The organism is Sulfuricurvum sp. RIFOXYD12_FULL_44_77 (assembly GCF_001830725.1).
GTDB classification, from domain to species: Bacteria; Campylobacterota; Campylobacteria; order Campylobacterales; family Sulfurimonadaceae; genus Sulfuricurvum; species Sulfuricurvum kujiense_A.
In genome coordinates, this window is sequence record NZ_MIBU01000080.1 from 1 (window position 1) to 5,684 (window position 5,684).

General features: G+C 42.9%; 2 protein-coding genes. Both read left to right on the forward strand.

Annotated elements, in window-relative coordinates; translation table 11 throughout:
* The coding region (locus tag A2517_RS03690; RefSeq protein ID WP_294894256.1) for an ATP-binding protein at positions 1 to 3,996 on the forward strand (3,996 nt) is incomplete at its 5' end.
* Between the two features lie 145 nt (positions 3,997 to 4,141).
* Positions 4,142 to 5,557, forward strand: a complete 1,416-nt coding sequence (locus A2517_RS03695; protein WP_294894258.1) for a response regulator — start codon at positions 4,142 to 4,144, stop codon at positions 5,555 to 5,557.
* Positions 5,558 to 5,684: the final 127 nt, after the last annotated feature.

Below are 5,684 nucleotides of genomic sequence, written 5' to 3' on the forward strand. Positions count from 1 at the left end.
GCCGGTTTGATACGTGCTAAATTTTCGCAGCTTAGCCGTGATGAACAAGAATATTTATACTATTTGTCATTGTTGGGAGGACGTTTCGATACCCATTTGGCCCTTCGGATGATGCGGGGGCTGAAATACCCCAATACTATTATGCATCAACTCGAATCAAAAGGATTTATTGAGGTTTTCAGCGGACATTACCAATTTGTACATGACGTGATCCAGCAGCATGTGATCCATTCGATACCGATGACCATGAAGAAAACGATCCATCTCAATATCGGAGAATTTCTGGAGCGCTCCTATAATGCAGGGGTGTATGATGATGTTATCAATGTTGTCTCCCACATCAATCACCGGGTTGAAGAGGGAAAATGGGAGAAGGGTGCATTGAGTCTTAATGTGAAAGCACTCTTTGAGATGGTGCTGAGCGGATCGTATCCTTTGGCGCTGGAGCATTTACAATGGATGGATTCCCATCGTGCTACAGAGGCGTTGGAGCTTCTAAAATATTCGGACAGATTTGATTTCAAAGTAATGCGGATCAAGATTTTCTATTTGAATGCACGGCATGACGAAGCAGAAAGATACTTACAACTAGTGATGAGCGACGTCAAAAGGGTATCGGAACGTTTGGTCTGTTTTTCCCTTTATAAAGATTTGTGTGTGACCAGAGGGGATGGCTTTGATTCGCTGGTTTGTTTTGGAAACTCTATCTTGGATGAGTTGGGGATGGCGGTTCCTCAAAGAGGAGATGAGGTTGAAAAAGCGGTTGAGAGGTTGAAGAATTTTACCCTGAACCACCCTTATTCTCATGAAGCCGATGCTATAAGCCGCCTTCCGAAACTCAAAAATATTTCAAAACAGCGGATGATATCGATATTAGTCGAGTATTGGGAAGCGGCGTACTATTTAGCCGATATTCCCCTGATGCAGTGGGCGTATTTAAGTATTGTCGAGGTTTCATTCCGTTATGGAAACACGAGCGGATCGGCTTTCGGATATGTTCTCTACGGAGCTTATATGGTGAGTGAGGGACGTTTCAAAGAGGGATATCGGTTTGGTGAAGCGGCATTGAAACTTAATCATCAATTTGGTGATGAAACGATGCTTCCGAAAGTCCATAATTTTATGGCCAATTTTATCAGCCCCTATACTAAGCCGCTTGTTCATAATTTGGCGTTGTATCAAAAAAGTCTCCACCAAAGCAAGGTTAACGGTGACATTGTTTTCGGAACATGGGCTAACTTTTTAACCCATTTTAGTGATTATCTCTCAGGACGTTCACTCGATGTACTGCATGAAAATATTTTAAAAGAGTCGAGTTTTCTCCTCAACTCCGGCGATAAGAAGATGATTGCTATTTTTGACGTATTGCGTTCTAGCGTCCGAATGTGGCAAGAGAGTGGTGAGGATAGTAGCTCAAATGAAGAGGATGCACTCGCTTTGTGGGAAGAGGAGAACTTTTATCCGGGATTAGCGTGGTATGGGATTATTAAAGCGCAGACGTGTTGGATTCAGGGAGAAAATGAACGGGGGTTGGAGTATCTGAACCGCTATGTTCGCAGCGATGCCAATGAAGTGATTATGTTTCCGAAAATGAGGCTCCATCCCCTACGTGCATTGTTGTTACTAGGAAAAAACACCCCGTTAAATACCGATGAGATGAGCGTTTTAAGGGAAGATTTGAAGATGTGTGATGCGTATGCATCCTCTTCCCCCAAAGAGTTTAAGTTTTGGAAATTAGTGATTCGTGCTAAAAGGGGTGAGGCAACCAAGCATTATTGGGATGTTGCCAAATTGTACGATGATGCATTGAAGGAAGCACGAAAAATTAACAATCCGTTTGCCATTGCTGTGAGCGCGATATGTGCAGGGCGTTTTTGGAAAGAGAAGCGGTTTGAGGATTTAAGCCATTTTTATTTCAGTGAAGCGGCGATGGGGTTGAACCAATGGGGTGCTTACGCTATGGCGGAGAGGCTCAAAATCAAAGCGCATCTGCACTCCTCACATCCTATTGAAGAGTTGGGTCAATCATCGAACAGTTCACTGCTGCGTGCCGAACCGACCAATTTTCGAAGTCTCCTTAAATCGTTCTATGCTCTTTCACAAACGATGGAGAAAAAAGAGCTGCTTCAAACGCTGATGCAGACGATTTTGGAAAATGCTACGGCGAGTAAAGCCGTTTTGATCTTGAAGGAGGAGGGGCTCTTTTACACGAGTGCTAGAATCTATTTTGAAACCGGAAAAATTGAGCTGTATCACCTGAAGCTCAATGAGACACCGTTTCTTCCGAGTCATCTGATTACCTATGCAATTGAGTCCAAACATAAAGTGATACAAAACAGCCCCGCAGAGAGCGGAAAGTTTCAGTATGACGACTATTTTCACTCCCATAAGCCTGCCTCCTCGATGGCGATACCGACGTTGATCGAAGGGGATGTCGTGGGTATTCTCTATCTCGAAAATGAGGAAGTTTCCACCCCGCTTGATAGTGATACCCTCCAAACCCTTCGGCTGTTATTGACTCAGGCTATGATTATCTATAAAAATACCTTGTTGTATGAAAACCTCAAAACCAATGAAGATAATCTTAACAAGGCGCAGCAAATCTCCCATGTCGGGAGCTATCAGTATGACAGTGTGAGTGAAACGATTCTATGCTCAGCTGAAATATACCGTATCTATGAACTTGACCCGTTTAGTGTCGCTATCAATAGCGACTGGGTAGTAGATCATGTCCATCCAGATGATCGGGAGTTGCTATTACAGGCTAAAGAGAAACTCCTCGGCGGGGAGCACTTTTACGACGTGATGTATCGGATACAGACAGCCAAAGGAAATATCCGTATCGTCCAAGAGCGAGCCGAAGCGTATTGGGAGGAGGATCGTCAAAAACTCTCCGGCACGATTCAAGATATTACAGAAAGCAAACATACCGAAGAGATGATCAACCGCCTCTCTCAAGTGGTGAATCAGACCCCATTGTCGACGATAATCACTGACCCGCGCGGTATTATCAACTATGTTAATGCCCATACCTCTAAACTGAGTGGATATTTCGCTCATGAATTGATCGGTCGGAAAATGAGCATCTTCAATTCAGGGATACATTCCAAACCGTTTTATGACGATCTTTGGGCTACGATTACCCACAAGCGCTCTTTTTGGCGCGGAACCATTGTTAATCGGATGAAAAACGGCGAACTGCGCGATTGTGCCTCAACCATTTTCCCTATCTTAAATACCCAAAATGAGATTATCAATTTTGTAACCATCCAAGATGATGTTACCGAGAGAAATATGAAAGACCGATTGTTTTTGATGCAAACCCGCCAAGCACAGATGGGAGAGATGCTCAGTATGATTGCCCATCAGTGGCGTCAGCCGTTGGCAATTATGAGTGCTTTGATGAGCCGTCAAAAGATCAACATTATGCTGGATCGTTTCTCACAGGAGGATATTGTCAAAAGCTTTGATGAGATGGAGGCTCAGGTGCAGCATCTCTCCCATACTATTACCGATTTTAAAGATTTTTTCAAACCCGATAAACAAACGGCTAAAACAAAAAGTTCGCTTATCGTTTCCAAAACCCTTGAACTGGTCGAGCATACACTGATGAATAAAAATATCAAGGTTGATGTTGAGCATCTCTATGACGATGAGTATCAAACTTACGAAAATGAATTGATTCAAGTGATGCTGAATCTTATTAAAAATGCGCAGGATGTATTTGAAGAGAAAGGGGTTAAAAATCCACGTATTGTCATCCGAAGCGAGCAATCGGAGGGGCACGTGATGATCAGTGTCGAAGACAACGGCGGGGGAATTGCCCCTGAAATCATCGATACACTCTTCTCCCCTTATGCTTCAACGAAAAAAGAGAATGGAACGGGGTTGGGGCTTTATATGTCTAAAACTATTATAGAAGAGCATTGTCACGGCTCAATTGGGGTTGAAAATACACAAGAGGGGGCGCGATTTTCACTCCGTTTTCCAAGATAATAGTAGTGAAATTTCATCAATAGTGTTTTGTTGTAATAATTTTGTAATTTTAGAGGAGAATAATTCTCCTGTGACCGTTTTGTGACTTTTTCATACTACACTTGCTATAGAATTAAAAAATCTAATACAGATTAAACGGTGTAATATGAAAGATTTGCGACTATTAATCGTCGATGATGTCGAAGATAATCGCCTAGTCCTGAATGCGATCTGTCGAAAGATGGATGGCTTTGCGATTAAAGAGGCTGTGGATGGGCTTGATGCCATCGCTGTTTGTGAAGAGTGGCATCCTCATATTATTCTGATGGACGTTATGATGCCCAACCTTGACGGGCTTGAAGCATCCAAGGTGATAAAAAGTCGTTTTCCCGAAACGGTTATTATCGTTGTGACCGCCGTCATCGATCCTCAGATGGAAGCGCATATGGCCGCTATCGGGGCGGCAGCATACATACATAAACCGATCGATAAAGAGCTGGTACGGTTTAAATTACAAAGTTTTGGAGCTTTTTTACGTTCCAAAGACGGAATTCACGCAAAGCTCTCTACGAAAGAGGCTCTCAACCCCTTTTGTTCCGATGTCCGTCATTTAAAAACCATCTTTGATATCACCGACGCTGAGGGGATGATGGATTTCGGGGTTTGGATACTTTCTCGTTGTGAAGAACACCAGACTTTTTCCTCTTCGAAAGTCGATCCGGTGATCGAACTTTTTTATGAGTTGATGCGTCAGGGACTTCGTGCAGAAGAACAAGTGAGCATTATTATCGAAGAGAGTTTCGAAGAAATTTTTATCACGATGAAATTTGATAAACCGGTTGTACTAAAAGCAAAAACCCAAGAACTGGTGGATGATTTGCAGTCGTACTGCATTATACGACAAAATTTTGCCTGTGTCCGTTTAAATATTGGGGTGAATCAGCCGAAAGCTGAAACGATACCCGTTTCAATAAAAACTCCGGAAGTTTGTATTGCCGTCTCACCATCGCTTTTGCCTTTGTCTGAAGTAGAAGATCTCAAAGAGGTGAGGGTGCTTCAGAGTGAAGAGCAGACACTCCTTCGCCAGAGTTTCGTCAAAAAAACCTCCGCATTCGAGTATGTAGCAGATATCGGCGGAGACGTGCTGGATGAGATCCGTGATTTGGAGAGTTTGGATGAGGAGTGGAGAGAGAGTTTGAACACACTTGAGAGTGAACCGTCAGTTGAAAATATCCGTCAGTTTACGGATGGTGTGCTGGCTGTTTATGTCAAGGCAATTAACAATTTGTTTGAGTTTACGGCGCTCGCTTATGCCCTCTCATCCTTGGGAACATTTATGAAAGAACAAGCCGATGCGGTTATCAACGATCCCAAAAAGCTAAAAATGCTGGTTATGCTGACGGAGCATTTGGGGAGTGATCTTACGTCATGGAGGGAACATATTTTTGCGTTGCAGGATGCGGCGGATATTCATTATCTGGACAGTTCGTTTTTCAGTTCGTGTATGCAGATAGAGCAGATCGTTGGAGACAAAAAAATCGACAGCGAAGACGATAATGACAACGATATGGAGTTTTTTTAAATCTCGAATCACCATTCTTTCTGCATAATTATGCATACAATTATGAGAGAAAGATTTTAACAACTTTTTTAAGGAGCAAAACAAGTGGCAAAAAGAGTAATTATCGTCGACGATTCCAGAGCGGTTA